The organism is Acidithiobacillus marinus (assembly GCF_002847505.1).
Classification (GTDB): Bacteria; Pseudomonadota; Gammaproteobacteria; order Acidithiobacillales; family Acidithiobacillaceae; genus Acidithiobacillus; species Acidithiobacillus marinus.
The window spans coordinates 35,277-60,076 of sequence record NZ_MXAV01000053.1 but is presented as its reverse complement, the minus strand read 5'-3'; the positions used below and the strand labels follow the sequence as shown (position 1 = coordinate 60,076).

The 24,800-nt window shown below is 51.8% G+C and carries 26 protein-coding genes; 19 read left to right on the top strand and 7 right to left on the bottom strand.

All coding sequences use genetic code 11. The features are described 5' to 3' along the window. Window positions 1-48: 48 nt before the first annotated feature. A complete protein-coding gene (locus tag B1757_RS15235) occupies window positions 49-1,086 on the bottom strand; it encodes a hypothetical protein (RefSeq protein WP_143484290.1) in 1,038 nt (345 codons plus the stop codon). A gap of 248 nt (window positions 1,087-1,334) precedes the next feature. On the opposite strand from B1757_RS15235, the gene B1757_RS13800 reads away from it, so the two are divergent. After that, window positions 1,335-2,282, top strand: a complete 948-nt coding sequence (locus B1757_RS13800; protein ID WP_172437734.1) for a tyrosine-type recombinase/integrase — start codon at window positions 1,335-1,337, stop codon at window positions 2,280-2,282. A 90-nt stretch (window positions 2,283-2,372) separates the two neighbouring features. Beyond that, window positions 2,373-2,753 (top strand): hypothetical protein, encoded by a 381-nt coding sequence (locus B1757_RS13795; protein WP_101538870.1) that lies wholly within the window; start codon window positions 2,373-2,375, stop codon window positions 2,751-2,753. 41 nt (window positions 2,754-2,794) lie between these two features. Here the strand turns inward: B1757_RS13795 and B1757_RS13790 are convergent, their stop codons facing one another. After that, complete coding sequence (locus B1757_RS13790) at window positions 2,795-3,709, bottom strand: hypothetical protein (protein ID WP_101538869.1); 915 nt, start codon at window positions 3,707-3,709, stop codon at window positions 2,795-2,797. A gap of 53 nt (window positions 3,710-3,762) precedes the next feature. After that, window positions 3,763-3,942, bottom strand: coding sequence for a hypothetical protein (locus B1757_RS13785; protein ID WP_101538868.1), 180 nt, complete (start codon window positions 3,940-3,942; stop codon window positions 3,763-3,765). A gap of 132 nt (window positions 3,943-4,074) precedes the next feature. Here B1757_RS13785 and B1757_RS13780 point away from each other — a divergent pair, with 132 nt between their 5' ends. Then, window positions 4,075-4,281, top strand: coding sequence for a hypothetical protein (locus B1757_RS13780; protein WP_101538867.1), 207 nt, complete (start codon window positions 4,075-4,077; stop codon window positions 4,279-4,281). Here B1757_RS13780 and B1757_RS13775 read toward each other — a convergent pair. Then, a complete protein-coding gene (locus B1757_RS13775; RefSeq protein WP_101538866.1) occupies window positions 4,261-4,452 on the bottom strand; it encodes a hypothetical protein in 192 nt (63 codons plus the stop codon). The two genes, B1757_RS13780 and B1757_RS13775, sit on opposite strands and share 21 nt — an antisense overlap. A gap of 334 nt (window positions 4,453-4,786) precedes the next feature. Here B1757_RS13775 and B1757_RS13770 point away from each other — a divergent pair, with 334 nt between their 5' ends. From B1757_RS13770 to B1757_RS13720, 12 genes are all read left to right on the top strand, one after another. After that, the gene (locus B1757_RS13770) at window positions 4,787-5,125 is read left to right on the top strand and encodes a TraR/DksA C4-type zinc finger protein (RefSeq protein WP_253253873.1); all 339 of its coding nucleotides are present in this window, start codon (window positions 4,787-4,789) and stop codon (window positions 5,123-5,125) included. Beyond that, entirely contained in the window at window positions 5,118-5,303 is a 186-nt protein-coding gene (locus B1757_RS13765) for a hypothetical protein (RefSeq protein WP_101538865.1), read from the top strand. The genes B1757_RS13770 and B1757_RS13765 overlap by 8 nt, the downstream gene beginning before the upstream one ends. Window positions 5,304-5,585: 282 nt before the next feature. Beyond that, window positions 5,586-6,971: an RNA-guided endonuclease IscB gene (iscB, locus tag B1757_RS13760; RefSeq protein WP_101538864.1), complete on the top strand. Its 1,386-nt coding sequence runs from the start codon at window positions 5,586-5,588 to the stop codon at window positions 6,969-6,971. Window positions 6,972-7,034: 63 nt separating this feature from the next. Next, the gene (locus B1757_RS13755; RefSeq protein WP_143484289.1) at window positions 7,035-7,727 is read left to right on the top strand and encodes a hypothetical protein; all 693 of its coding nucleotides are present in this window, start codon (window positions 7,035-7,037) and stop codon (window positions 7,725-7,727) included. Then, window positions 7,724-8,176, top strand: coding sequence for a metal-dependent hydrolase (locus tag B1757_RS13750; protein WP_101538862.1), 453 nt, complete (start codon window positions 7,724-7,726; stop codon window positions 8,174-8,176). Before B1757_RS13755 ends, B1757_RS13750 begins: the two co-directional genes overlap by 4 nt. Window positions 8,177-8,188: 12 nt before the next feature. Continuing rightward, the gene (locus B1757_RS15535) at window positions 8,189-8,671 is read left to right on the top strand and encodes a hypothetical protein (RefSeq protein WP_172437733.1); all 483 of its coding nucleotides are present in this window, start codon (window positions 8,189-8,191) and stop codon (window positions 8,669-8,671) included. Then, window positions 8,661-9,152, top strand: coding sequence for a LysM peptidoglycan-binding domain-containing protein (locus tag B1757_RS13745; protein ID WP_172437732.1), 492 nt, complete (start codon window positions 8,661-8,663; stop codon window positions 9,150-9,152). Before B1757_RS15535 ends, B1757_RS13745 begins: the two co-directional genes overlap by 11 nt. A 1-nt stretch (window position 9,153) precedes the next feature. Continuing rightward, window positions 9,154-9,891: a transglycosylase SLT domain-containing protein gene (locus B1757_RS13740; RefSeq protein ID WP_101538860.1), complete on the top strand. Its 738-nt coding sequence runs from the start codon at window positions 9,154-9,156 to the stop codon at window positions 9,889-9,891. Between the two features lie 150 nt (window positions 9,892-10,041). Further along, on the top strand, window positions 10,042-14,274 hold the full coding sequence (locus B1757_RS13735; protein ID WP_101538859.1) for an AAA domain-containing protein: 4,233 nt from the start codon (window positions 10,042-10,044) through the stop codon (window positions 14,272-14,274). Continuing rightward, complete coding sequence (locus B1757_RS13730; protein WP_101538858.1) at window positions 14,264-14,731, top strand: hypothetical protein; 468 nt, start codon at window positions 14,264-14,266, stop codon at window positions 14,729-14,731. The genes B1757_RS13735 and B1757_RS13730 overlap by 11 nt, the downstream gene beginning before the upstream one ends. Continuing rightward, window positions 14,728-15,510, top strand: coding sequence for a hypothetical protein (locus B1757_RS13725; RefSeq protein ID WP_101538857.1), 783 nt, complete (start codon window positions 14,728-14,730; stop codon window positions 15,508-15,510). Before B1757_RS13730 ends, B1757_RS13725 begins: the two co-directional genes overlap by 4 nt. Continuing rightward, on the top strand, window positions 15,507-16,514 hold the full coding sequence (locus B1757_RS13720) for a hypothetical protein (RefSeq protein ID WP_101538856.1): 1,008 nt from the start codon (window positions 15,507-15,509) through the stop codon (window positions 16,512-16,514). Before B1757_RS13725 ends, B1757_RS13720 begins: the two co-directional genes overlap by 4 nt. Window positions 16,515-16,529: 15 nt before the next feature. Here the strand turns inward: B1757_RS13720 and B1757_RS13715 are convergent, their stop codons facing one another. Further along, window positions 16,530-19,478, bottom strand: a complete 2,949-nt coding sequence (locus B1757_RS13715; protein ID WP_101538855.1) for a hypothetical protein — start codon at window positions 19,476-19,478, stop codon at window positions 16,530-16,532. A 220-nt stretch (window positions 19,479-19,698) separates the two neighbouring features. Then, window positions 19,699-20,238, bottom strand: a complete 540-nt coding sequence (locus tag B1757_RS13710; protein ID WP_101538854.1) for a hypothetical protein — start codon at window positions 20,236-20,238, stop codon at window positions 19,699-19,701. Between the two features lie 70 nt (window positions 20,239-20,308). Between B1757_RS13710 and B1757_RS15230 the strand changes: the two genes are divergently transcribed. The 4 genes from B1757_RS15230 (at window position 20,309) to B1757_RS13685 (ending at window position 23,231) form a co-directional block, all read left to right on the top strand. Then, window positions 20,309-21,493: a hypothetical protein gene (locus B1757_RS15230; protein WP_143484287.1), complete on the top strand. Its 1,185-nt coding sequence runs from the start codon at window positions 20,309-20,311 to the stop codon at window positions 21,491-21,493. Window positions 21,494-21,914: 421 nt separating this feature from the next. Continuing rightward, a complete protein-coding gene (locus B1757_RS13695) occupies window positions 21,915-22,175 on the top strand; it encodes a type II toxin-antitoxin system RelB/DinJ family antitoxin (protein WP_101538852.1) in 261 nt (86 codons plus the stop codon). Next, window positions 22,175-22,447, top strand: coding sequence for a type II toxin-antitoxin system YafQ family toxin (locus B1757_RS13690; RefSeq protein WP_101538851.1), 273 nt, complete (start codon window positions 22,175-22,177; stop codon window positions 22,445-22,447). Before B1757_RS13695 ends, B1757_RS13690 begins: the two co-directional genes overlap by 1 nt. A 157-nt stretch (window positions 22,448-22,604) precedes the next feature. Next, window positions 22,605-23,231: a YajG family lipoprotein gene (locus B1757_RS13685; RefSeq protein ID WP_101538850.1), complete on the top strand. Its 627-nt coding sequence runs from the start codon at window positions 22,605-22,607 to the stop codon at window positions 23,229-23,231. 6 nt (window positions 23,232-23,237) lie between these two features. Here the strand turns inward: B1757_RS13685 and B1757_RS13680 are convergent, their stop codons facing one another. Further along, entirely contained in the window at window positions 23,238-24,779 is a 1,542-nt protein-coding gene (locus B1757_RS13680) for a hypothetical protein (protein ID WP_101538849.1), read from the bottom strand. Window positions 24,780-24,800 lie beyond the last annotated feature (21 nt).

Below are 24,800 nucleotides of genomic sequence, written 5' to 3'. Positions count from 1 at the left end.
GGCACCAACTCAAAAAACGACTCATTCAGCATTCACAAATTAAAATATCTATTTAACAGATCGCCATGTTATACCGTTATTGCTTATGTATAGCTTATGGCTCGAAGAAAATTCACTTCCAGCTCGACACAAAAACAGCTTCCCATTAAAATAAATGCTTACCCCGGGAACAATTGCTTTTACCAGCTTTGCCCTGTCGTTATCAACAATAATATCTACCGGATTCATTTTTTTATTATCGATCGAACCACTCACCACAAAGTGCTTCCCGGCTCCACTAACGTTAGAAATGACCGAGCCATATATCCCAAGAGGCTTGGTATTTATTTTGGTAAATTTTAACGTCTTAACATTTAACGTTCCGATAGAATCCAGTTGCTGACCCGTATTTTGATTAAAACTGTATTTGAATGACACCAGATGATTACCAACGAGAAACGGCGCGTTGCTTGATTTAGTTGTGTATCCATTCAAAGATACGACCTGGGTTATATCACGGAATGAAGAGCCCCTTGCCATCACATAAACATTCTTTGACCCTGATATTGCTGGTTCAGAAACCTCGTATACCTTGATAAAGTAGCCGTCCCTTTCCGCTACATTGCCAGTAGTTATTGTATAAGATCCACGTCCAAAAGAGGGTTCCGCAAACTTTTGCGTGGGCGCACATGACCAAGAGATCCCATTGCTGGACGTGCAGTAATCATTACTGTTCGTTGACCCTAGGAGATAAAAACGCCCATCAAGATTATAAAATCCTCTCGGCTCATAGGGGAGATGCCTCCCAGATGGCGTCACCACTGGGGTCACCTTGAACCAGTTCACACCATTGTATGATTTATACATTTGTCCTAAAGGTTCCATACTTCGGATAATGGAAATCCGTTTTGATGATGCGGCGTTTAATATAGGCTGAAGATCTGTAAGCGACGCGCTACCATTATTTCCAACAAACCATATATGGTTACTGTTGGAAACCAAAAAACCATCTTTCAATGGCCAGACATGAGAGGCCACAGCAGACGTTGAAATTCCTAATAGCAAACTAAACACAGCGGCAGACTTGGCGGCAAATTTGATATGCACGGCTAGATCCTTTTCGTTTACGACTTATTGCGATAGTTATCCGGAATGTAACACAACAAACTTGTGAATTGAACACCAAAGGCATTCCGTACTGCCGAAAACACCAGCATGATCAAAATTGAACGGTAATAGCTGAATCAAAATGCATACATCACGCTGTCTATACAAAACAATGAATAGATGAAGCTTGCCATAATATTAAGTTCATGATAATTGTTTATTATCGTGAATGAATGAGGTGCCCTACTTTGCCGGAAAAAAACGAGATACACCAGGATTTCCCGGAGATTACCCGCCGCATCCAGACGGCCAGCACGGCAAACACCAGCAAAACCTATGTCAGCCGCATCAAAGGATACCTGCTCTGGTGTCGAGGCCACAAAATCGATCCAGCCCAGGTCTTGCCGGATACGATCATGGACTACCTGGAGCATCGAAACTGGGGCAAATCGACCAAAACCACCACGATGGCCGCCCTGGAAGCACTTTACGAGGTCATGTCAGCCACATGGAATGCCAAAGAAAATCCGGCCTATCTGGCCAGCCAGCAAAATACGCAAAAACGCCGCCGGTTTGGCAGTCGTGGGCACGGGGAAACGCGTTTACCGTCCACACTGGATTCCGAGGAAGAAGCCCGATTTGTGGCGACCACACATCTGCTCGATCACAAGGGGTATAACGGCATTCGACCCGGGCAAATCATGCGGTTCATCCTGGGTACGGGGCTCCGTCGCGAGGAAGCCGTACAAGTCCGGGAACAGGACCTCCACCTGGAGGGAGAAAAGCCCTATGTGCGCGTCATTCGCGGCAAAGGCCATAAGGAGCGCACGGTGCCGATCAATCCTGCCTTGAGAGAAGAGTTGGCCGCCTTTGCCGCTATGCGGAAAGCCCTGCTCTCGGATAGCGGTTTGCATCATAAGACCCAGAAATCACTCCCCTTTTTTTGCGATAAAAGCGGAAAAGGCTATGAGGGGTCTTCCGTGTACTACATCATGCAGCGCACATTGCGCAGCGCTGGCATCGAAAAGTGGCAGTCAGGCCCACACGTTTTACGCCACACCTTTGCCACCAAGCAACTCCAAAAAGGCATCCCAACGGCGGTGGTCAAGCTCTGGATGGGGCATAGAGACGCCATCACCCTGCTGAAAACCTACGAGCACGTGACTACGGGAGAACAACATCACACCCCCGCATAAGGGAAAAAGAAAATCGCAAATCAGAATCCTTATTTGACAAAACAGCGCGTGACAGGACAATGATGAGGTCAGACCAGAGGTATTTTTGTCATGTCACCCGAAAAAAAGCGCGGCAATATAGAGAAAAAAACTCAAATAATCGAGAAGATAGTCGATTTATTGAAAAAACATGGACGATGCACCATTTCAGAACTCAGCCTTTACAGCGATTTCACGAACATGGAAATCAGCCGTAGCCTCTATAACAATCGGAAAAACGCAAATGGCCTCAATATCAGATCGTCAGGCCGAGGGCAAGCCAAGCAGTATTTTTTGTCACAAGAAGATAACGCACCAAAAACGCCAGCAGTTTATGTGCGTAAACTGCGCAACACAGAAGATTTCCAGATCGTCATACGGGTGCAGGCCGAAGATCTGCCACGCGTACTCGCGGAGATCAACAGCATGATAAAAAGCTGTTCTACAACATAAAAAAACCCCGTAACCAAAAGGTCACGGGGTTCATCGAAAGATTACGCCGCTGGCTGGTAGTTACCCACGGCAGAAATCACCTTATGCAGATCACCAGGATCAACGGCGCCCAGATTGAAGCCGTTTCCGTACTTGGCCCTCACCTCCTCAATCGTTTCTTCGGGGCAAGGCCCCGCGATGCTTCTGAGGCGACAACGCAGATTATTGTTGACTTCTGCGTGCTTCAATCGCGTCCGAAAAGCCGGAATTTCATACCGATAACAACCGGGACGCTTCAGCTCTTCACTCCACAATTCGGAAACAAAGGTTTCCACCACCACATACATGGATGCCGCCGCATTCATGGTCAGCCCAATATCATTCATCAGGACATACTTGTCATCCCAAGAACCATTGAAACGTAAGACAGTGTGATCAAGGGCTCTCTTCGGTTCATCATCAGCGAGCGATGGGTGGTAGCCCAGCTTCCGGGATTGCTCCAGTTCAATCAATGGCTTGCCATCATGGGAAAATGGATGGTTAACCGCAAAATAGGCGTCCAAAAGGGAAACATCGCGATAATAATTCCCTAGCGTCGCAGGCAATCCTTTCTCATCGACAATCCTGACCAGCTTTTCCCGGGCATCTTCATTCCAGGAGTAACCATATTCGATGTTGATGGGCGTATTTTTGTCGTACACGAACGGATTTTTAAGCGCATTCAACCAGGATTTAATATATCGCTCCGGGGTCATTTTACGATCAGGGCTGTTGAGAATGCCGCCCTCAGTAGCAGATGCCCAATAGAATATGCAGCGCATGGCGCCCCGAAGATCGCCCACATAGACGGTGGATACACTTTTGCGATGGGGGCGTACATTGCTTTCGTATGCCACCTCATTTAACACATAAATCACTTCACCGGCGTCATTTTCAAATGCGCTGGCGATTCTTTTGCAGGTAAACGTCGTACCCATGATTTTCTCCTTGAAGCAGCGCCCCATCGGGCGCCGCCATTCATTAGTAAATGTCAGTCGAGATTGCCGTTGATCATCATGGCCATGGGCCGCAGATCCAGTTCCACACCGTCAAACGGCATGTGCCCGGCTTTGAACATGGCCAGTTTTTCGTGAAAACCGTCTTCATGGGATTCCAGAAAAGCCGCGTCAGCGGAAACATCAACAGCGGAAACATCCACTACGTCTTCCATACATACTCCTTGTCAAAAAAGGACCAGAGAGGTCCATAGAGAGGGCGAAACAAAACGCCCGATTTACCCTGGGGTGGCAAACCCACGCCCAAGCCTTGTGCTATGCTGTGCCTCAGAATGAGACACGGATGAATGAAAATGAATGAAAAAGAGGAAAAACCGATTTATGAATTTTGGTCAGCCGCACAACGGCTCAAAACCAGCAAGAGCAAGAACAGCAGAGAGGCGCTGGAAAAGCAGATACTGGTGGCCATACTCGAAGACCGCGACGAAGAAGCCGACGCACTCTACAGCAAGCTGAAAAAAAGAGAGAAATTTTCAGTCGTCGGCAACCGATAACCGCGCCAGGATTTCCCGCTCGACCATTTTTAACAACACCATCGCTTCAGCAGCCACATCGTCAGAAAATCCCGGAATCACTTTGTTGAGTGATGCCTGTTTTTTCTGCAGTTCATCCACCGTGGCCTGCTCCAGGAAACGGTAGAACGCTTTCATATCATACAGAACCATGACACACCTCCAAAAATTGAGGGACGCCTACCCAACGGGATAGAACGGTCCCGATGGGCAAAATGAGATAAGGATGACCTGGCGAAAGCCGGACACCAAAAAGTTCCTAAACTTTGGAAAGCCAAAAGGCTTAGAAGAACGCCAAACTTCGGCGGTATTACGTCGCAGAATCCCAGGCTGCAGTTTTCATCAAAGATGATGGGTGGTAAGAGCTTTTATCTTAACGACGCCAACCAGAATCGTCAACGCAATGCCCGGCGCATCACCACAGCAAGAAGGTCAGAATTTCCAGTGGAATGGATGATGTGCACAAGATTTTGGAGATTTTTGTGCTATGATGACTACTATATTTATCATGGTTATTGACTATTATAGCGAGCAAAACATGGAAGAACTGGACCTCAGCGAAAACCTCACAGACCCGTCGGACATCGCCGCCAGAAACGAAATGCTCAGTCGCGCGCAAATGCTCCAGCGTCACACGGCCCTGAACGCATCGCAAGAAGATCCGGACGAAGATGCACAAGGCAACCGATATTGCCTCGATTGTGCCGATAAAATCTCGGCCGACCGGCGCCAGGCGGTTCCGACAGCCGTGCGCTGCACGCCTTGCGCCAGTCGCAAAGAAGCCGAACGGATGGCTCAAAAGCGACAAGGGATTCACCATGCCTGACACACATATCAGCGTGGAAGACGGCTTTTTCGCGGACAAATACAGACGTGAATTGCGTGATTTTGGCCTTATACTACAGCCTCATGTTTCGGTGAATGGCATTATGGACACATTGGAACAGGTGCTGGGGGAGTCACTGGACAACGAGACCGGTACAGGTTATGAACAGGCCCACTAATTATGCACAATTTCTGTGGATAACATCGTCATGAACCCCATGCCTAAAGGCAGGGGGCTTGTAGGAGTCCCGATTCATGACCAGCCCAAGCGGTGCGAATCCGCTACGTTCAAGGTGTCATGGCACTCCGGAATGCGAGCCAGTTCCGAGACACTGCCGTTGTCAGTCATGCTGTCGTACCTGGGGGTGCGGCGAAGGCGGGCGACAGAACAAGCACCCTGGACATGGGCGAGGCACACTTTACTGGCCCCTGAAAAGGCCAAGACTGAAAAAGGTAGCGATATGCAAAACAGAGTTTTAGTTTTGGACAAAAACAAGCAGCCGCTCATGCCCTGCCATCCGGCACGGGCACGGGCGCTACTGAAAGCAGGCAAAGCGGCGGTGTTTCGCCGTTTTCCTTTCACCCTTATCCTGAAAGACCGGGAAGGCGGTGCCACACAGCACATCACCACCAAGACGGACCCTGGCAGTAAAACGACGGGGATAGCTGTCGTTGCCGAGTTTGCCCGCCGTGGACCTACGGTTATCTGGGCGGCGGAACTGGCACATCGCGGTCAGGTCATCCATCAGGCATTGGAAAAACGCCGCACACTGCGGCATAGCCGTCGCTCTCGCAAAACACGTTACCGTGCCCCGCGTTACGACCATCGTACACGCGCAAAAGGCTGGTTGGCACCCTCCATCACGCACCGTGTCCGGACAGTAATCACCTGGTTTCAGCGTCTCTTGCGCTGGGTGCCGATCACAGATGTCAGTATGGAGCGGGTGCGCTTTGACATGCAGGCTCTGGAAAATCCGGAGATTTCCGGTATTGAATACCAGCAGGGCACCTTGTTCGGATATGAAGTCCGGGCGTATTTGCTCGAAAAATGGGGCAGGAAGTGCGCTTATTGCGACACCGCGGATGCGCCCCTGGAAGTGGACCATATTCAACCCAGAAGCAAGGGTGGTAGTAACCGCGTGCGCAATTTGGCCATCGCCTGTCACGCCTGCAATCAAGCGAAGGGTCATGCGCCGTTATCAGTCTTTTTGCAGACCGACAACGACCGGATGAAAAGACGGCAGATAGCAGCGGCTCAAGTTGCGGGCAACGATCCAAAAAAACGCGCAGAGCGGGAACGGCATGAGCAAAACCGGCTGGAGCGGGTGCGGGAGCAGGCCAAGACACCCCTCAATGATGCCGCAGCGGTCAATACCACCCGCCATATCCTGTTTGAGCGACTGCAGGCCTTGGGATTGCCGGTAGAAACGGGAACGGGTGGGCGCACCAAATTTAACCGGGTGCAACAGGGTTATCCGAAAGCCCACTGGATAGACGCTGCTTGTGTCGGGGCATCTGGCGGGAAAGTCCGTTTGGATTCCGCATTGCGCCCACTGCAGATCACGGCAACAGGATATGGGAACAGGCGTATGTGCAATGTGGATCGTTTTGGTTTCAGGAGAGGGAAGCCCAAATCGCGTCAGAAGGTTTACTTCGGCTTTCAGACCGGGGATATGGTGCGGGCGGTGGTCACCGAAGGTAAAAGAACAGGCGTCCATCAGGGCCGTGTGGCTTGTCGCAAGACAGGCAGTTTCAAGATGGTCACGCCGTCCGGTAAGGTAGATGGGATTCACTATCGTTTTTGCAAGCCGATTCATCGGCAGGATGGATATAACTATGCAGCATAATCATACAGGAGGCTGCACTTTCATCCCCATGCCTAAAGGCAGGGGCTTCCAGCGTGGAATTTGGTGAAAACCGCAAAACAGAGAGTAAAAACAATGTTCAGAAAAATGCACACAAAAGCAGCAATGCTCTGCCTGCTCACCGCCCTCCCCCTCCAGGCGGTAGCCGGAGGAATCGCAGCCCCATCAACAGGCGGAAACATCTCTGGACTGTTTGATCTCAAAGTTCACTGTGCGGAAAAAATGGAGGCGGACGGTGAAAGCACCAATGCGTCCGGACAGATATGCAACTGCTTCTTCAGCCATGTCGAAAAAGCCCACGGAGAAGCCGTTTTTCTTCAAAAATGGCGTAAAGCACACCCGCACACCCCTGTAGAAGGAAAATTCGGGGCATTGGTAAACACCCAGGCCGAGGCCTGCCTTGCCGCAGAAGGGCACCTACAAAAAAATCATAAAAAGATACAGAAAATAAATCGGGAAAACGCGATAAAGCAGCAGTTCAACGCTATGCTCAAAACAGAAACGCAAAGAATGTTGGTGCGTTCGCTCGCAGGCGGCATACCCATTAAGTCCGAATGTTCGGTGCGCGTGACATTTTCGCAAACCGGCACCGTCACCCAAACAGGCGTCGCCAGAGAACAAAACGCCTGCCCGGAATGGGTTTATATGCGTCTGGATAACGCCTACGTGCCTACAAACGCGCTCTGGGAGAAGGTCGTGAAAGCCCCGATAACGGTAGATTTGGAGATACAACCGTGAACCAGACAGGACATCATATCACTGCAGCAGCCATGGCCGCTGCCGGTGCCGCGCTGAGCCTCCCGGATTGGGGCTTTCTGCACATCACCATAGGCGTCATCGCCATCATGGCCGGCGCTTCCGCTCCGGACTGGCTCGAAGGATTCGGCCCTATTCGCGTACTACCGCATCGTACCTTTACACACATACCCTGGGTCTGGACCATGATATTTATGGCCGGAGCATCACAGATGCATACCCTGATGGGCGTCGCCATCATGGGGTTTTCCGCGTCCGCCCTGTTACATCTGCTCATGGATGCCATGAGTCCCATGGGCATCCCTTTGTGGCTGCCCTTTCAAAAGCGCAAGAGCCTGCACGCCTATAAAGTCGGGAACGTCAGTGAAGCCATCACCATCTTCCTGACTTCGGGATTGTTCGCAGGCGTCGCCATCGCCGCTTTTCTATAAAAGGAGTACATCGTGACCAAAACCAAAATCATCATCCACCTCGATGCCCCGCCGAGCATCACGAGCATCATTGCTATCCAGAAGAAGCTCAAGCAACTCGCAACACAAGCTGTATCGATGCTTGTACAAATGATCATGGCTTTTTTGACGCTGCATACGGCCTTTTTAATGGCCGGGAACCCGCACCAGATAGCGAAAGGAATACTTTTTATCGCTATGGCAGCCACCCTTTACACGCTCTTGAAAGCCAAAATCAATTCACACGAAAGCGACATCGATAAAGACATCCGCATGCTGGACTATGTGTGTGTAGAAGAAAAAACTCGACGGACCTGGTTTGCCAAAAGCTATGAGGCTCGACAGTATATGTCAAGGGTCCGTCATACAGGTCGCCCACTCACCCGGCTGGAAGCCGACATGCTGGGCAGATTGTGCGAACTACCCGCCACCGATTTGTTACCTATTAACGCTGAAAGGGAGTCACATGGGAACTAAATCACCGCGAAAATGGACCATCCTGGGCGCCGCCCTGCTATTGCCACTGGCTGGCTGTGCGCAGATGCCGCAAAATCACGCTGAAAATCAGGTCAACGAAAATCACACAGAACTGCGGGCACTCGCCAAAAAGCAGCAGGAACTCTCCCTGGCCACGCTTGCCATATCCATGAAACTGGGGCATGTGCAGAGGGTAATCTCGCAGCGGTTACAAGCGGGACAACCCCTGATAGCCGCGCCCCAAAAAGCGAAAATGGTCAAAAGCATCGTGGTGACCATGCCGAATGGTGGGCAAAGTACGAAACTGGGGAGTTGTAACCCGGAAAGCATCACCGTCAAAACAGGCGACACGTTATCCGGCATTGCGGCTGCAACAGACACCACGGTTACCCAGCTGCAGGCATGGAACACCCTGCACGGATCCGTCATCGTCCCCGGTGAAGTATTGATTACCAGTCAGTGCCCCGGGGGGAACGGATAAAATGCTCCCCATCAACAGCTGCATCCAGAGTGCCGCCGCCCGATATGACATTTCTCCCCAGAAAATAGAAAGGCGCATTCACGACAAGAAAAATGGCATCGGCATCATGGGCATCAATCCCGGATGGTTGGTTTATTTCAAAAGCTTTCACGTCAGCCGGACCGAGCTGGCCCATAATGCCTGCATGGATATTCGCATCGGGGCCTGGGTACTCTCAGAGCAACAACAGGCCAAGGCCGCCGCAGTAACCCCAAAGACGCATTCGGCACCTATCAACCAGCACACCGTCCCAAAGCACCTGCCGGGCTTGACCCGCATACAGCACTGCGCCATAGAAGCCTCGCATTATTACGGCGTCCCTGCCCTGCTGACCCTCTCCATTATCAAAACCGAGGGCGGGCAACCGGGAACCATCAGCCCGGACAATAATGGCTCTTATGACATGGGGGTCATGCAAATCAACTCCATTTGGCTGCCCAAGTTGGCGAGCATGGGGATCACCCGGCATCAGGTGATTGATAATGGATGCCAGAATGTGATGATTGGCACATGGATTCTGGCGGGGTATGTACATCGGTATCTGGGCGGGAAAGGACTCAGAAAAGCCTGGGAGCATCCGGGGCAATTCTGGCAGTCGGTCGGCGATTACAATTCGCACACCCCGATTTACAATAGTGCGTATCAGGCGCGTGTTGCCAATAATTATCGACTTATCTCCGAAAAGTTCACCGCAAAATAACGCGTTCTAGGATTACCGCAGCAATCGTGGTACTTTTCGGTACAGATAGGGAAAAATAGCGGCCATGGCAGGCACCTCAAAACCGCCCATTCAGGGCCGCGAAGCGCAGTGTTCCCGTCCCATAACACAAAACGGTTGCCGCCCATCCTGATGAGCCACGAAAAAAAATCCATATCCCCCACTAAAACCATGCGGTATGCCGGAAACTTCCTGGCGACGTTCAGGTTGCCGCTACCGGAAACGGTCACCAACGATCCGGACTTTGCCCACAAATACGCCATTGTCGCGCAGTATCTGGATGCCATCCGAAAAAACAAAGGGCCCTCAGACTACCTCACAAAGCACATCGGCGCGGCCATCCAAAGGCTCTCACGCGGGGACGCAGCACCTCCACCGGCAGAAAAAGTCCACTTTCCAGAATGGTTGGAATGGCTTAAAAACGTCCCGGAAATAGCGAAAGTGCTGGCTGAAAGAAAACGCATCGCAGCCGGAGCCCCTCCCTTGCTCAAGTTCCTGCTCAACATGGCCGAGCTGCAGGATATGGAGGGTCTGGAAAAAAGCGAAGGAAAACGAGAAATCGCCCTGGAGTATCTGAGAAAAAACCCGCCACCCCGCGTGCCAAACTGCACCGAGGCCACGCTGGCTTTCGCCCTCAAGAAAGGCCGCGACCGTTATCAGGTACTGCTCTCCATCACATTGAGACAAGAAGAAACCGGGTCGTTTCCAGGGCATCCCGGGCCAACCGAACACAGCATCATGGCGGTCAATGACCAGCATTTCTTCAATAAAGACGGAGAAGCCCTGGGCGATTACGATGCAGAGAAAATCACCGACACGATAAGCAAGGTTTGGCCACAGGCCGCGCTCTCCAGCTGGGAAGGCTTTATGGCGGAGATCGATCAGCGCTGCCGGTCCATGTTTGGGGGAGAACTGCACGAATTTCCGGCGATGATCTGGGGGAACAGTACCCCCAACCTTACCCCTTTCATCGTGGACCAGAAAAACATTCGCCCCGGATTGTGGGTGAACACGTACAAGGATGTGATCGAAGGCGTCATTCCGGCGCCGGCTGTCCACACGGTCATCAAAGGGCATCCGAACGCCACATCAAGACACGGGATCCGGATCGGGAACGCACCACACCGACTTTTTCTCGGGCACATGGATACCCGCAAGACGCAGGGTAGTCCGCAACGAGAAGCCTACCCGCTGGACGCCTCACAACGGCTCGCCGCCGTGACCGCCGTAGCCATGGCCGGCACCACGAATAAGGAACGCGTGCTTCCCGTGAACGGGCCGCCGGGGACCGGAAAGACCTCATTTTTGCGCGGGGTGTTAGCGTCATTCTGGGTACAGTCTGCACGAGACGCCGCTGCACACCCTTTTGTGGTGTACGGCACCGGAGCCACCAACAAGGCCGTCAGTAACATGATCGAGGCCTTTGAATCCGTACAAAACAGCGATCCATCCCCCATCAATGGCCGCTGGCTGCAAGGGCTCCCGAGTTACGGCTGGTTCCATCCCAGCGAGAAGGCAGCCGCCGAACATCCTCAATATATGCAACTGCGATTCTCCTCGGCAGACCAGAATCCATTGACCCCGAGAGCGGCCGCGCAAGCCTTTCATGACACCCCCATCAGTGAACAGATAGCGATTTATCAGGAGCGCGGGCGCAACGCACTGGGGTTGCCACCGCTTACCCCGGTGAAGCGCATTGTGGACACCCTGCATCAGCACATTGAAGAACAGGCCCACGCACTACACCGCACCCAAAATTACGCCGAGGAATGGATCACCCGCCAGATCCCGGCAGTTTGGGCGGCCGCCCGGAAAAACGCCGGAAAGCCCAGAGCGCTGGACCAGGATCGAGTTTCCCGTATTCAGGAAATCCAGCGCGTCCAGCAGGCCATGGAAAACCATCAACGCGCACTGGACCTGGGAGAACGCTTTATCCACGCCCACGAGTCCTTGATGACACCGTGGCACACCCGCATTCCTCAAAAAATCAGAAACTGGTGGTGGAAACAGCCCTTACAGGATCTCGACAGCCTGGCCGCAGAAGGCCGCAAAGCTTTTGCCCGAGTATCAGCCGAATGGCCTGCGGGAATATCAGCCCTGACCTACGAAATCGAGCGGCTGAGGGCATCACTGACGACCTTGGTTTCCATCCGCGCCAAACTGATTGCTGAAAACAAGCAAACCATAGAAAACATCCAGCAGATAAAAGGCCACCGGGAAATGCGCCGGCAAATTTGGTCACGGCTTCGGAAAATGCTGTATTTCCAACCAGCCCCGGGAGAACGCGCATCCATCCGCTATGTCGTCCAGTTAAGCAGCAAGGATCCCCAACAGCGCAAAACCGCAACAGACATCCTTGTCGGCCGCCTGGAGTCTTACTGTGATCTCAAGTATCGCATTCCTCTTTTTCATCTCGCGGCCCGCTATTGGGAAGGCCGATGGCTGCTGGCTCAGAATAGCGACGAGCGCAAAACCGACGAACAGCGGGTGCATGAGTGCATAATGCTGGGGGTCATCATCGTCGCCACCACCCACAAACTGCCGAACCTGGCCAAAAGGGCCACCGCCGATTTCCTCATCATGGATGAGGCGGGACAGTGTGCGCCGGAAGTCGCCATAGGCACCCTCGCGCTGGCCCAAAAAGCCATCATGGTCGGAGATACGAAACAGCTGCAGCCTATCAACACATTGACCAGCGCCGACACAGTGCGGCAAACGGCGTTGAAAGCAGGCATGCAGTCCGATGATTTGCCTGATGCCATCAACCCCGTCAAAGGATCCGGCATGACGGCCGCTCAACGCGCCTGTGGCGTGGAAGACGGCGCTGGAGAAGCAGGCGTCACCCTGCTTTTTCACTATCGCTGCCATCCTCAGATCATCGAATACTGCAACCAACTGCTGTACGAGGGCCGCATTATTCCGGTCAGAAAGCCTACACCCAACCCCTCTGGCATTCCGCCCATGTCCTGGGTAGACATTCACCCGACAGATCCCCGTAAAAGCCCAACCAAGGCGGGCGGCTCCTGGAAGAATATGGCGGAAATTGAGGCCATGATTGAATGGATTAAGGAGATCCACCCGCATCTCACACAGACCTATGGCAAGCCGTTGGACCAGGTACTGGCCATCATCACCCCGCTGGCCGCACAGGCAGAAGTCGCTCAGAAGACCGTAAAGGCGCGATTAAAGGGAGTCATTGATGCCCAGTCGCTGGAACAGCTCATCGTGGGAACTGTCCACCGATTGCAGGGGGCCGAGCGCCCGATTGTCCTGTTCAGTCTGGTTCAGCACGCCAGCCTCAGCCCGTCCCTTTTTGCGGACCGGGATGGAGGATTCATGATGAATGTCGCCGTATCCCGCGCTAAAGACAGCTTTATCATCTTCGCGCAAAGAAGCACGCTGGCACCAACTCTATCGGATCAGGGAATCCGGAACGCCGACCAGATGGACACCCCTATCGGCAAACTCGGCCAATATCTCAGTGAGGCCGGGACACGGCTGTATCCGCGCAGCCTGGTGGTCATTGAGGCACCCGGGAAAACCCGCGCCATACAAAAGGCCCTGGGCAGCAACGTCGCGGTTATCGCCACCAAAGGCTATCTCCAGACTTCGCGTCCACGACCTGACGGCAGCCTGGAATGGGACCCGATAGAAGAAAACACGAAAAGCGTACTGTACGCCATGCACGCCCATCGGGGATTGCTGGATGATCTGGTGATTGCCACCGACGATGACATGGCCGGCGAACTGATCGGCATGCAGGCCGCCGAGCTGGCCGCTGCCGCATTGGGTACCGCCCTCCCCGTCCGCCGTATGCGTTTTCACGATCTCACTGACCGCCAGTTACAAATCGCCTACCAGACCGCCTGCCGCGATTTTGATGTGGACATGCTGGCCGCCGCACTACTCCGGGAAATGGCCCGGCATCAGGATGAAGAAAACTTCAAAAAATATTATCCGACGGAGCCCTACATCAGCGCCCAGCAACGCGATGCCCTTACCATACTGGGGAAGATGTGTGGAAATGATGATGAAAACACGGTCATCACCGTGCAACTGGAAGACCAGGATAAAAATGCCATGACGGGGTTTCTCGTCACCGAGAACAGCACCCTCGCCCGCCCTGCCCGTTTCACCGCAGAGGATGCGATGCAATGGCTGCAGCGCACACAGGCATTATCAGAAAGTGGCAAACCATTATCGCAAAACGGCCTTTTTCATGCAGAGCAAATCCCGGGACTCTACCCGCCCAGCACGACCGCGAGAATATTGGCACTGGCCGCCGACGAGCTGCACATCAAACCCTGGGTTGCACAGGAGCACCTGAACGCTATGTACCAACAAGGAGCGCAAGATGGAGAATGACACCACCAACCTCTGTGCCCTGGCCATGCAATGCACACCCGCAGCCCGAGAAGCTGCGCGAACACTGCGCGATGCGGTCAGCCGGGAAGCTGACCAATGGCTCGATCAAGGATTTTTGATCCCCGGGCCTCCGGTGTGGGAAGCCGCCGCCGCTATTTTTGAACAGGTGAGTCAGTTGCCCGGAAGTGGCAGCGCCATTCGCGGTGAAACCACCGACGCGCAACGACTGGATCTGATCTGTGCCTTGGCCCGCTCGATTCATGGACTGGAAACGCAACTGGATATCGCATGGTCATCCCGGTGGAGCCGCTTCCGCAGCCTGTCGGAACACTACGACACCTGCACACAAGCGGCAGAGGTACTCGCTCAATGCAATATCGGGCAGCGGGAAAATCTGCTCACCAGAATGCACACCGATGTCAAAATCATCTATAGCGAAGAGGCGTCCAACCGGTGAGCAAAACCACTTACTCCAGAACCAGCGGAGCCCATATTTTACCCCCGACATGGGCGGTTATTAGAAAGCGATACCCCCTGCTCGCCAACCAGGTGCTCCATCCTGATGAGCGCTGTCAGTATGACGCACTGGATGAGAACGGCCGGGCTGAATATGTGCGCATAGCCGCAGCTCTGGCAGTTCAGATTCCAGAGAATATGCGTTTCGCCCGCGAGAAAGAATGGAAGTCCGGTAAAAATTACCCAGGAGCCGTACCGAAACATAATGGGCACAACGCAGCTGCGAAATTGAACGTATCGGAAGCACAGGCATCCCCAAAACTGGGAATTACCGTTGAACAACTGAATAAAGTGTTAAAGAATTTTACAGGAAACGTCATCCTCTCAGAACTTCCTGAAGACACAGAAATATACCGAACCATTGGCCTTTTCGTGGACGAAAGAAACTTAAAATATGGGATACCCACAAACCACCCACTCGGGCCGTATTTCGAGCCAGTGTCACCTAATCAATACAAAAATCTGACTGAGTTTTACCAGAAAACGGCCGTGCTTCAGGAGTGGAATGGCGATGAATATCATGTCGTATTCACGCTCAAAAAAAAGGTCTATGTGCTCATCGGAGATGCCAAAATGCAGAGCGTCGGCGGCAAAATGGTCATGCCAGGCGGTGCCACACAATTCTACATCCCGAATCTCACGCTCGACGCCGTTCAAGAATCATCCCTGTATCAGCGGCTCACCAAAACCCAATTCGCAGGGGATAAGGATAATTCATGAACGCACACCCCATGCTTCAGCCTGTGGACTGGGAACAGGACCCGGAAAGCCTGAGTAGAGCAATTCCGGAGGATCGCCGAAGAATTTACCAGGTGATATGGGATTGTGCCCTGGCCGCCACGTTATCGCCGCCAAGATTGCGCCACACCCGAGCGCTCTACCCTCTGGGCGATATGCAAATAGCCGTACACTACGCCAGCCCGGATCCTGAGCATGAAGGTTACTGGCACTTCCGGAAGGATTGGCCGCGACTGCCTTTCCCGTTCAACCCGTCACCACCCCAGAACATCACCAAATTACATATCAAGCGAGGATATACCCAAAAGAGCGATTATGTGCCGCTAGGCGCGCTGATCGAGGGGATCACACGCAAAGGCATCAGCACACCCGCTTCCTTGGCAAAGTTACTGCAAGGTCTGGCCGAAGGCCGACTTTCCAGTCTGGTAGAACAAGATGCCACAGGCTTATCTTGGCGCCTGTTACCCGCAGGGCTGGAACAGACTGTGCGGTGGCTGGAAGAAGGCTTAACCGGCAACGCCGAGGCCTCGACCACTTTGATCGAAGCTGTGGCAGACGGAGACACCGGCTACAGACCGGCATGCGAGCAAATATTCCAAGCCGACCCATCAAAAATAAAAGGGGCCACGGATTACATCGATGCCGTGTGCGCCAGATGGAAAGGGCTGGGCAGAGAAGCCGGGTTACAGGCCGCAGCACTCGGAGATATGGGCATCCCCAGGCACGAAGGACTGCCGGCGTGGCTGGACCCTGAAAACGCACTGAAGCCAGACCATCCTCTCCGCGAATTAAAAGCAAAAATAGAAAAAGAAATGCTCCGCACCAATGCGGCCTGGTCCGTTTATTCAGATGCAGAACGCGCCGACAAGCGACTGGGGTGGCTTGCGGCACACGCCAACGAATACAAAGACCTTATCCCGGAAATACAGGTGGAAGGATGGTCGTGGAGTGCCTTGCGGTATTGGCTGACGGGAAGCAGAAAATAAAATGTAGCACCACAATTAAGCGGTTGGTTTACGCCAAAAAACAAAAACTAAAATATCTTCGTTTTCATTTTCTTTATACGGGCTGAACCGAACACGCGTCATAGAGCGGCGATCTTCGCCAAGCCGATATCGCTTCTTTACTGCACCCCATAAATCATCATCATTCGTACAATAATCTTGACCCGCTTGGTCGGGGAAAGCAGCAGCCACACAACCAAGCTGCAGAGCAAGTTCCTGGGCCACACTAATGTAACTTTTGACAACAGAATCAGCGTGGTAACCAGATTTTTTGTCTATAATTGAAAGATTCCTGACAATAAGTGTTTTGCCTTGGCAGACCTCTGGGATTTCTTCAATATATATTGACACCATGCCGACCAGAAACGGGGACCGTTGGTCAAAAACGAGCAAGTGGGCGTGAGACGCGCAAGTCCAAAGGTTGGTTTTTCCGGCAGAACATAGGCCTGCGCTCCTTTTAGCAAAAAAAGCTGCAGGAGTTTTAGTATATACGCAATAAAGTGGGTAATCATTATTTCCTGATGTGGCATTTAACTTTGAATACTTCCTCTTTTCACGACCTACCCAGTCTAAAAACACCTGCTGAGATTTTCTAAGAACGGTATCCAGAACATCACCCATATTATCCCTGTCAACCCGGCTAACACCGGAGGCACTGATATCCATTCTGAACGAGCGCAATACCGATTGAAGAACAGCAGCATTACAATTAATTTCATCTAACAGGTTATTCTTAAAATCTTGAACAACCTGCAACAGCCAATGAGAAAATGCCTCCTCACACATACGCAAGAGCTTGTAACGCCCATGATCAGAAAGGTCATGCGTCGAAAACTCGCTAGCTATGATTTTAATCCTATCGGCAAAATCTGGTATGAAAAAGATGAATAAAACCAGATAAGGCCATATAGCCATAGGGGTGGCGGAATTGTTTTTAAGATGCTTATATCGAAAACCATCTAACAAACCATCTTCTGCGCTAACACCCTCGGAGCTCTTCTCATTGACCCTATCCAGCGCCTTAGCAATGGCGCGGAAGCCTTCATCATCCAAGCGCACGTTTTCAACCATTTTATAGGTTTCAAGGACCCATCTTGTATCTATGCGATAATGAGAACCACCAGAAACAGGCGAAATCGTATTATCCTTAATGGCAGAAATTACACTCCAATCACGACGGATTTCGCCCTCTGAAATATTGAAAACCAATGATATTCCATACACCTCATCATCAGTAAGATCATTGTTGGCTGGACCGTCGCCGGTTTTAAGATCTTCAACAATAACGTCAAGGCGTTCAATGCTCGATCGTAAGGCATCAAGGTCATCGCAAAACAAGTGACTTACCAAGCTAGGGAATATAACCCCATTCGTCAGATTCAGCATAAGAATCACAGTATCTGGATTTAGTTTATCTTTTCCCATGCCGTTGCGATAAACAGCCTCACCTAAAGTATTGTTGTTGCGGGTAAGAAGAAAAAACCTTTTCCTTTTAAATGCATCATCCAGAAGGATATCCCCAATATGATCTAGGGTATACAGGCTTCCAACAGAGTTTACGCCAACCGCATCATGATAATACCAGTCAGACAACTCTCTGGCCGTGCCAATACCATGTTTTTCCAAAGCATATTGCAAAACCTTATCAGTGACCGTTGAAATTTTTATCAATGAAGAGAAGGTCTCGATATCACTGATGGAAAACCTGTTTTTCAGATACGCCAAGTTATGAATATTACCTTTCAAAGAAACAAATTTCTCTACGAAGTTGATAACATCCTGTTTGTATTGATCCAACGCGACAATACTCTTGAGGACATCAAAAATTGCCGCCAGGTTAGTTGTTGATATATGACGAAGAAAAGGGTGAAGAGCACATAAGTAACCATAATCCGTAACAGAATGTGCTTTAAAAATATTTATAAACTCGAAAAAAGGCAAACGCTTGTCAATGACGTAATCTTCACATTTAAGAATTTCATCCTTTGATAAAGAAAACGGTGGGCGTGACAGCGCTACGATGCGACCAGCAATCGCATCGTTTTCATGGTAGCAAGCCACGTCTGTATGTATCATCCTTTGGTAACGCGGTATATCATCATCAGAAACGCCAATATCACGCAAACTCTTTATCACATTGCCATTGAAATTATCATCATGCGCTTCAAGCAGATCACGGTACCGCATTAATCCAGGTGCGGTATTGACATTCAACTCTCTGAATAAAAACTCTATCGCAACGATATTCGCATGAAAAACAATATCACACAGATCAGCATATCCAGGATCAATTTTTATTCCACAATTCTCTATTGCTCCAAGAACGTGCACAAGGCGATCAGCGCCACACCTAAAAAAATCTTGAGACAAAGACCTTCTTATATCTTCTATCGGCACGCCATAATCTTTCAACGTGCACATATTCTCAACAAGATTTTTCTCATCTTCACCATCAATTGAAAATGGATATAAAGACCGACAGAATCGACGATCATCAAGATCATCGATATCGTTCTCAGATCCAATGATTTTGTTTTCAACGAGAATAGGTAGCAGATCGAGAGGAATACCATAATGAGTATCTTGCCATTTTTTAATTATTAGACTCACATCATTGGCATCTTTAATACCAAGGTTGGCAATAGACTCCAAGACGCGCTTATCCTGAAAGTGTAATTTGACAGCACGATACTGCGTGTTTTCTAATTTTACGGTTCCTTTAAAAGCCTGAATCGCGTAGTCGATAGATTCGTTGTAGTACCTCGGCTCAAGCCAATACCAACAAGTAATCTCTCCGTAGGCCATTTCTCTTTCTTCGTAGCTACCAAAAGAAGAGAGACGATGAACGATGATTTGCTGCACCAAGTTTGCTGGTAAAAAGTTGAAACTTAGACTCAGCAGCCTGTCTGCCACAGAATGTTTCTTACGGTATCTTTGGTAATACATAATCATCCTCCACACTTATCCATCATGCTTGATCAAAAATAAGGCATGGAGTATTATTCGATCAAAGCAAGCCCCCGGTGTGACCTCTGCGCAAGCACGCCCCCGGGGGCATCGATTTTTCTGGGCAGTTGTTTTCAATCTCCACCAAGCTTGGCGGTATAATTTTGCACCAAGCGTCCTTTTGTAACTTAGTATCAGCTGTAAGCCGGTGGAAGAACCATTACTTACCCCCACTCACACACTTCGCCATCAACTTCCGCGCCTCAGCCGGCTTCACCAGAAAAGTCCCCTCAATATAATTCAGTGCATCGTGCATATTATTGATCGGCAAACGGCGCAGAATATTTCCACCTAAAATGAGCTCAGATTCTCGGCTGGATTGCAGTTTCATCTTGGTGCTGTTCCCGCTATAGGTGGCGTCATCATCTCCAGGCAGAATCGGGCCATTGGCGAGGCTCATCGTACCAGAGGCCGTCTCCACGTCCATAACTTCCGCAGAGGCCCCGCTTCCATCGGCCTGCGTCTGTATATGACACGCCTCTTTTTTCCCCACAAACAGAATATTCTTGGGTTGCACGTCATGGATCTGGTAAAGCGGAATGGCGCCGCCTACCATTTTAGTCTGCACCATCTCCCAGGCACCCAGAGCCGTGTTGCTGCCGCTGGTTTTGTAGGGATACGTGGGATGCCCTACCCCGCTGCAGCCCGCCATTAAAGCGGTAAAAACGGTGATTGCGACATATTTATATCTATTTTTCATGCTAAAAGTTCTCCTGTCTTAGTGGTATAATTCTGCATTATTTTCATCTTCACGACAACGCGAGAGCAAAATGAGCAAACCACAACAAATGCCTGGCACTACCCCCATCCCCCCTGACCCGCCTAAAAACACCCTGGGATTGCGATTTACTGCCGAACACTTCCCCGCATCGGCCAGTTTCGCCATCTTCATGGAAACCGCTGTGTTTGGATCCAGCTCCATCAAGGATAATCCCGACTGGGGCGATCAAATCACGGAGAAACTCTCTAAAAACCAGCTCACAATAGATGATTTTGCAAACAAGGTGCGCGATGCGGCCAATCGCGCATTCAACACACCCCTGGGCCGCGCCTTGGGTTTGCGAGCCTACAATCTGTTCGGTGATCTGCTGACTGGGAATGCCAAAACGCTCGGTGCCATGCACCTGGACCGGCGATTTATCATGATTGTGTCTGCTCCAAGACACGGGGGATCCTACCTCACCAAAGAAATGTACCGGGCGGTCGGCGTGGACGCCAAAGCCGTGCCCAATTATCTGGCGCATGATGGCTACCCTGATGCCTCCTCATTCTGGTACAAAAACTCGGGGGGGCATCCCGTACCCGCAACCAGAACCACCATTCAGCAAACCGCCGAGTGGCTGATTATGTCGGACTGGTATTTTCGCAACCTGCAACCGGCAGACGGGCTAAAAAACATCGTCAAAAAAGGCACGAAGATGGTGTATATGCCCGACTTTTTCCGGGAGACATTCGGTCCAAAAACCGAGTGGATCATTGCGGTACGGCACCCGGCGGCCGCCTGCGTATCCACTTACGAGAAATCCGGAGGACTACCCGATAATGAATGCTTCCCGGAAAAGCCCCGGAGCGTGATCGAACGCTGGGTGATGGATTCCTGGGTTCGCGACGGTTTTTTACCCTCTCAGGTCGGCAAGATGCCTTACTTTACGGCCTATCTGCATTACTGGGTGCGCTACCATCAAATCCTGATGGTCGGCGGCATGCTACGGGGCAACCCCAGGCATGTACTTATTGGCTACCATCCGGACGTGATGGAAGGATTCATACTCACGCAAATCAACCGCTATAAAGTGGCCGAGAATCACATGCCAGAAAGGTTTTATGTCTCGCAGAAAGCTATAGAGAGACACCCAGATTGGGTGCAAGAAGCACGCTCCGCCATAGAGAACATGGAAACTTTATGGCAGTCTTTCGGGCACAACCTGCCAGAAGAAATTCACGAAGTTTTCTGAACACACCGTTTATAAAACCATGGGGTTTATTCCAAGGCGTCGCTCGAACGATAAGAGCGGCGATTCGCGTGCCGGAATCCCACCGGCAGCGAGAATTGCCCGCCACCCGCGTGGCGACATGCTCAGTCGCACCCAGGTTGATCAGTTCCCGGTATATCGTGCTACCCGCCTCCAGTGCTTGAGCTGAATTGCCATGAGTCGGTGTCGCAACCATTCGCCCAGCGTCCGCCTGCAAACACGCGGATAAACAGATACAGATGCAGCTGCTTGAGAAGCTGTATGTACGGAACATCCGCGCGCAGCGCGACATCGAGCAGGAGATAGCTCGACTGAGGAAACCGCAAAAAGGGAAATAGTGAGCCGCTATTATTCGTGCTTCAATTGAGCTACAATTTAAGCCTCATTCTGACAGGAGGTGATCATGGCTGCCACTGCATTTGTCCGGGCGCGGATTGATGAAACGCTGAAAAACGAAGCCGCCGAAGTGCTGGCGGACATGGGGCTGACCGTCTCCGACGTGGTGCGTATCGCGCTGACGAAGATCGCCAAAGAAAAGGCTTTGCCGTTCGAGATGCGCGTACCCAACAAGCTGACAGCGGAAACGCTGGGAAAGAGCGAACGGGGTGAGGATGTGCACCATGCCAAGGATGCGGATGACCTGTTCAATCAGCTGGGTATCTGATGCGACAGCCCGACTATTCCGGCCAGTTCAAGCGCGACGTGAAGCAAGCGCAAAAACGCGGCAAGGACATGGGCAAGCTCAAAACCTTGCTGGGCTTGCTCATCGAGGGCAAACCGTTGCCCGCGACTTATCTCGACCATCCGCTGAAAGGCGGCTGGCGGGGTTTCCGTGATGCGCACATCGAGTCGGACTGGCTTCTGGTTTACAAGGTTGCGGGCGACGTGGTGCGCTTCGAGCGCACCGGACGGCATTCGGATTTGTTCGATGAATAGCGAAACCGAACCGGCGCCAATCTTCACGGAAAAAGCGGGCCAGATCGATCAGTAATCCATGCCTGAAGGCAGAGCCTTCTCGCGCGGGCTTGGTGAAGAGAAACAGCCAAAAATCATGATATAATAAGCTCTCTGAGAGAGAAAAAGGATGAGTTTTATGGATAAAAAGCTTGTAAAAATTACCGCGAAAATAGCTTTGCTGGCCGGGGCGTTCGGGTTGGCGGGGTGTGCGTCTGCCTATATCCCGGACACCGTACATAATCACTACAAAGCTCCGGCCAGCATGACCAAGGTGCCCGGCGCTGAAAACGTGGCTGTGACGGTCATCGTGCACAACCACAAGAAGCGGCATGATGAAATCAGCCGGACAAAAGATGAGTTAAACATACCATTTGCCGGTGTCTATATGCACATTGACAAGGCATTCAAGGCCGCTATTGAGAAGGCGCTCGCCAGCAGGGGTTTCAGCATCGGCGGGACAGGGACGCAAGTGCAGGTGGTCGTGCAACACTTTTATCTGCCCGAAGAAATGGGATGGCACATAACGCACAAAGGGCATCTCGCAATGCAAGTAACTGTTCCAGTTGCTGGTTACCGAGAAAATATAAATATTCAAAATTTTCATCATAACACCGCAGTAAGTTTAGGCGCGGGCAGAACAGCATCAGCGAATGCACTTTTGACCGCAGGCGTAAACAAACTCGTCGATAACCCGCAGTTCATCGCCGCCTTACTCAAGGCCGGACATTCCGGAGCGGTCGTGCCCCGGTTGCCGGCCGGCTAATCCTGCCTATTGCGGCGCAGACTGGGTAGCGACATTTACGCTCGGCCCTGCGCCGAACTCGGCATCACCCGCGCCATTCGTCTGGGCCTGGCTCGCCATCTGTTGGAGATCCTCGCCCTTTTGGGCATCCGCCGAATGAATCCGCGTGCCCTGGTATCCCTGCCCGAATCCGGCCTGTTGCTGGTTCGGGTTCACTTCTGTTTGCTGCGCCGCAGATGGCTCGTAATCCCATTGCCCGGTGCTTTGGGTCGGATTGGTATCGACGTTGATATAGCCTTCCTCATAACCAGCATAATTCTGCGCAGAATTATAAGCGGCAGACATATTCACCGCAGGCGCGGAATAACAGGCCCCCGCCTTATGCCCACAATCACCACCAACCAAATGTTCCTGCATCGTGGCTATTCCCAAGTTACCTTGTGTAGCCACATCATAGACCATGCCGGTGATGAATGCGGCGGCAGCACCTATAGCCGCCGTTTCGACGGAAAATCCCGCCCCCATTAAAACCGACCCCGCCCCATACGTCACCACCGCAATCACCGCCAGCAACACATCAAACACCCAGCCCATGAACCCGGTGTGCTTCGTCGAATGGAAAAAAGATTCAAACGCGCTGACCGGCAACGTGGCCCCCTCCCCTTGCGGGATATAGGCATAGCCGCCATTCACTTCGAGCTGGCCGTAATAGTCTTTCCCGAACTGCGCGGTCGCACTGGTCAAGCCGCCGATGGTATGGGCGTTGGCATCGGCACTTTCCAGCGCAATGGCGCCCTTTTCCGTGCTGGCAGCCGTGCCGGGCACAGGCAGAAGATAACCATAGTCCGTTCCGGGTGCACTGCCCTGGGGGACAACCGCCGTCCAGACCGGGTTGGTCATCACCGTTTCTTTGTGCGTCGTCGTGGACTGGATAATGTCACTGCTGCTGCTCGTGGACATATGGGCATTGTTGTTGTCCGAAGCAATCCAGCCGATAGTCGAACCCACATGCTGCATGACCAGGCCGACCGCCGCATTGAAAGCTGGCTGAGTGACACTCACGAACGCGCCGGGATCCGGCGACTTGCCGTTGCCATTTTGCCCGGGGATGAACTGCCAAAACGGATTGGTGTTTTCAAAATCCCGCGTGAAAACCGCGCCCATTTTGGGCGAGAACTGAGCCAGCTCGATGATGCCGGCACCGCCCGGCTGCTTGATCAGGCGGGTCACAAAAATTGTGCCACTGGTGGAACCGGGGTCATACGTCGCAAAAACCACCGGTGTATTCCAGGGCATATTGAAGGTCTGCCCCGCTCCGGTGAGGTCCTTGACCTGGTTGGCTGACAAGCGAATGGCAGCCACTGCCGCGCCGAGATTGCTGCCGACGAAGATATGCCCATCTTGCAGATTTTTGAAAATCTCACTACTACTTTCTGAGGGTGTAAAAGTCTTTTGCGTGCTCCAGTTCATGCCCGCAGTCGCGGCATAGACCTGTTCGGTAGGAAATGCGACGCCGATCGCAGCCAGCACCGCGATGGACAGGTTTTTGAGTACGGGTTTGCTGAACATGGATACAACTCCTAAGTGTTA

Coding starts and splice junctions, on each gene's coding strand:
- B1757_RS13795 (WP_101538870.1), top strand. CDS start 2,373: ATGTCACCCGAAAAAAAGCGCGGCAATATAGAGAAAAAAACTCAAATA.
- B1757_RS13790 (WP_101538869.1), bottom strand. CDS start 3,709: ATGGGTACGACGTTTACCTGCAAAAGAATCGCCAGCGCATTTGAAAAT.
- B1757_RS13785 (WP_101538868.1), bottom strand. CDS start 3,942: ATGGAAGACGTAGTGGATGTTTCCGCTGTTGATGTTTCCGCTGACGCG.
- B1757_RS13780 (WP_101538867.1), top strand. CDS start 4,075: ATGAAAATGAATGAAAAAGAGGAAAAACCGATTTATGAATTTTGGTCA.
- B1757_RS13775 (WP_101538866.1), bottom strand. CDS start 4,452: ATGGTTCTGTATGATATGAAAGCGTTCTACCGTTTCCTGGAGCAGGCC.
- B1757_RS13770 (WP_253253873.1), top strand. CDS start 4,787: ATGATGACTACTATATTTATCATGGTTATTGACTATTATAGCGAGCAA.
- B1757_RS13765 (WP_101538865.1), top strand. CDS start 5,118: ATGCCTGACACACATATCAGCGTGGAAGACGGCTTTTTCGCGGACAAA.
- iscB (WP_101538864.1), top strand. CDS start 5,586: ATGCAAAACAGAGTTTTAGTTTTGGACAAAAACAAGCAGCCGCTCATG.
- B1757_RS13745 (WP_172437732.1), top strand. CDS start 8,661: ATGGGAACTAAATCACCGCGAAAATGGACCATCCTGGGCGCCGCCCTG.
- B1757_RS13740 (WP_101538860.1), top strand. CDS start 9,154: ATGCTCCCCATCAACAGCTGCATCCAGAGTGCCGCCGCCCGATATGAC.
- B1757_RS13735 (WP_101538859.1), top strand. CDS start 10,042: ATGAGCCACGAAAAAAAATCCATATCCCCCACTAAAACCATGCGGTAT.
- B1757_RS13730 (WP_101538858.1), top strand. CDS start 14,264: ATGGAGAATGACACCACCAACCTCTGTGCCCTGGCCATGCAATGCACA.
- B1757_RS13720 (WP_101538856.1), top strand. CDS start 15,507: ATGAACGCACACCCCATGCTTCAGCCTGTGGACTGGGAACAGGACCCG.
- B1757_RS13715 (WP_101538855.1), bottom strand. CDS start 19,478: ATGTATTACCAAAGATACCGTAAGAAACATTCTGTGGCAGACAGGCTG.
- B1757_RS13710 (WP_101538854.1), bottom strand. CDS start 20,238: ATGAAAAATAGATATAAATATGTCGCAATCACCGTTTTTACCGCTTTA.
- B1757_RS15230 (WP_143484287.1), top strand. CDS start 20,309: ATGAGCAAACCACAACAAATGCCTGGCACTACCCCCATCCCCCCTGAC.
- B1757_RS13695 (WP_101538852.1), top strand. CDS start 21,915: ATGGCTGCCACTGCATTTGTCCGGGCGCGGATTGATGAAACGCTGAAA.
- B1757_RS13690 (WP_101538851.1), top strand. CDS start 22,175: ATGCGACAGCCCGACTATTCCGGCCAGTTCAAGCGCGACGTGAAGCAA.
- B1757_RS13685 (WP_101538850.1), top strand. CDS start 22,605: ATGGATAAAAAGCTTGTAAAAATTACCGCGAAAATAGCTTTGCTGGCC.
- B1757_RS13680 (WP_101538849.1), bottom strand. CDS start 24,779: ATGTTCAGCAAACCCGTACTCAAAAACCTGTCCATCGCGGTGCTGGCT.